The organism is Bradyrhizobium sp. LMTR 3 (assembly GCF_001693485.1).
GTDB lineage: Bacteria > Pseudomonadota > Alphaproteobacteria > Rhizobiales > Xanthobacteraceae > Bradyrhizobium.
In genome coordinates this window covers 1-1,787 of the sequence record NZ_MAXC01000038.1, presented here as the reverse complement: position 1 = coordinate 1,787, position 1,787 = coordinate 1, and the positions used below count along the sequence as shown (strand labels likewise).

Here is a 1,787-nt window from a genome sequence, read left to right as displayed (position 1 = left end):
GCCACCGTCACCTCGGTCTCCGGCCGCGGCGTCGGCATGGACGTGGTGCGCACCAATATCGACCAGATCGGCGGCACCATCGACATCAAGAGCGTGGCCGGCGAAGGTTCTTCCGTCACCATCAAGATCCCGCTGACCTTGGCGATCGTCTCGGCCCTGATCGTGGAAGCCGCCGGCGACCGCTTTGCGATCCCGCAATTGTCTGTGGTCGAACTGGTGCGGGCGCGGGCCAACTCCGAACACCGCATCGAGCGCATCAAGGACACCGCGGTCTTAAGGTTGCGCAACAAGCTCTTGCCGCTGATGCACCTGAAGAAGCTCTTGAAGATCGACGACGGCTCGTCCAGCGACCCCGAGAACGGCTTCATCGTGGTCACCCAGGTCGGCAGCCAGACCTTTGGCATCGTGGTCGACGGCGTGTTCCACACCGAAGAAATCGTGGTCAAGCCGATGTCGACCAAGCTGCGGCACATCGACATGTTCTCCGGCAACACCATTCTGGGCGATGGCGCCGTGATCATGATCATCGACCCCAACGGCATTGCCAAGGCGCTCGGCGCCTCCGGCGCCTCGGCCCATGAGATGGCCGACGAGGCTTCCGCCGCGCATGCCATGTCCGGCGAACAGCTCACCTCGCTGCTGGTGTTCCGCGCCGGCTCCTCGCAGCCCAAGGCGGTGCCGCTCGGCCTCGTCACCCGGCTGGAAGAGATCGCCACCGACAAGATCGAGCTCAGTAACGGCCGCTACATGGTGCAGTACCGCGACCAGCTCATGCCGCTGGTGCAGATGGCCGGCGTCACTGTCCAGACCTCCGGCTCGCAGCCGATCCTGGTGTTTGCCGACGACGGCCGTTCGATGGGGCTCGTGGTCGACGAGATCATCGACATCGTCGAGGAGCGGCTGCACATCGAGGTCGCCGGCCAGCAGGACGGCATTCTGGGTTCCGCCGTGATCAAGGGCCAGGCCACCGAGGTGATCGACGTCGGCCACTTCTTACCAATGGCGTTTGCCGACTGGTTCGCGCGCAAGGAGATGCGGGCCTCCTCGACCGCGCAATCGGTGCTCCTGGTCGATGACTCCGCCTTCTTCCGCAACATGCTGGCGCCGGTCCTGAAAGCCGCCGGCTACAAGGTGCGGGTCGCCGTCAACGCCCAGGAGGGGCTCACCGCGCTGCGCTCGGGCCAGAGCTTCGACGTGGTGCTGACCGACATCGAGATGCCCGACATGAACGGCTTCGAGTTCGCCGAGACGATCCGCGCCGACAACAATCTGGGCACGCTGCCGATCATCGCGCTGTCCTCGCTGGTGTCGCCGGCGGCGATCGAGCGCGGGCGGCAGGCCGGCTTCCACGACTACGTCGCCAAGTTCGACCGCCCCGGCCTGATCGCGGCGCTGAAGGAACAGACCGCCGAGACCCGGCGCGCGGCATAGGCAAGCTTGGCCGGGGCATAAGGAAGTTAGACCATGACAACCAAGACCGAGACCATCGAGGGCACTGTCGCCGAATACGTCACCGCCGTGATCGGCGGGCAATTGTTCGGCCTGCCGATCTCCCGCGTCCAGGACGTGTTCATGCCGGAACGGCTGACGCGGGTGCCGCTGTCCTCCGCCGAGATCGCCGGCGTGCTCAATCTGCGCGGCCGCATCGTCACCGTGGTCGACATGCGCGCCCGGCTCGGCCTGCCGAAGAACGACGACGGCAAGCCGCCGATGGCGGTCGGCGTCGACCTCAGAGGCGAGTCCTACGGCCTCTTGATCGACCAGATCGGCGAGGTGCTGCGGCTGCC

Annotated in this window: 2 protein-coding genes; both read left to right on the top strand. The window is 65.9% G+C overall.

Features of this window, described 5'->3' with window-relative positions:
- A partial coding sequence (locus tag LMTR3_RS23570; protein WP_141686778.1) for an ATP-binding response regulator occupies positions 1-1,431 on the top strand: 1,431 nt, incomplete at its 5' end.
- 33 nt (positions 1,432-1,464) lie between these two features.
- Positions 1,465-1,787, top strand: a 323-nt coding sequence (locus LMTR3_RS23565) for a chemotaxis protein CheW (protein ID WP_065747404.1), incomplete at its 3' end; no start/stop codon positions are given.